Origin of the sequence: Methylobacterium sp. J-030 (assembly GCF_022829545.1) — a bacterium.
GTDB lineage: Bacteria > Pseudomonadota > Alphaproteobacteria > Rhizobiales > Beijerinckiaceae > Methylobacterium.
Genome location: NZ_JAKSYM010000017.1, coordinates 1 through 904 on the forward strand (window position 1 = coordinate 1; position 904 = coordinate 904).

The window sequence follows — 904 nt, forward strand, 5'->3', positions numbered from 1 at the left end:
AGATCGAAACATCCGCGGCCGCCGACCCCCAGGCTGATGGCCCCGCTCACGGGCCGCCCCACCGCTTCCGCCGGAACAGCGTGCGCGCCCGCCGCCGCCGATGCCGCGGCCGGTCGTGGATCATGTGGCACCGCTGGCAGAAGGCCGCGAGGTTGGAGCCCGCGTTGTTCGAGGTGCCGTGATCCCGGTGTGCTGCGGCCAGTACCACGCGGGTGCGACGGGCGCTGCCGAGGATGTCAGCTTCTGCAGCGATCCGGATCCGGCGCCCCCACCCGTCGCGCCACCGGCGGCATCCGCATCCCACCAGCGCCCATCGCCCAGGTGGTAGACCATCCGTCCATGCGGCCGCCCGCAGCCCTCGCAGCAGCCTCTCGCCCGGCCGAACCGGATCACGGCCGAGAGCTGCACCCAGTCGATAGGGTAGAAGAAGCGGTGCTCGGGCCGGATCGGCATGGCGGAGGTGAGAACACGGGGGCGACCTACCCTGCAGCGAAGCGGACAGTCCGCCCTGTAGCATCTCAGCCACAGCCGACCACTTACCGTCCGACAGGTGGCAACTAAAGCCGCACCGAGATGTTGTGTCGCTCGAACGTGTACGGCGCGAAGTATTGCGACGATCTAATACGCATTCATAGATGATTTACTACGATGGGCGGCGTCGAAGCTGGCCGGTGTGTCGATAAAACTACAGCCATTTGGCTCACCGTCCGGTAGCCATATCTCCAGATCGAATTTTGGACCTTACAAGATGACCAAGCTTCTCGCCTCGCTCGCCGCCTTCACCGCCCTGACGGCGGCCGCCTCGGCCGCCGACCTGCCGCGCCGGGCCGCGCCGCCGCCGGTGTTCACCCCCGTGCCGGTGTTCACCTGGACCGGCGCCTACTTCGGCATCAACGCCGGCTAC

1 pseudogene is annotated in these 904 nt (G+C 67.5%); it reads right to left on the minus strand.

Going from position 1 to position 904, the window contains the following annotated elements:
• Positions 1 to 46 precede the first annotated feature (46 nt).
• Positions 47 to 453: pseudogene (locus MKK75_RS00350) on the minus strand (hypothetical protein).
• Positions 454 to 904: the final 451 nt, after the last annotated feature.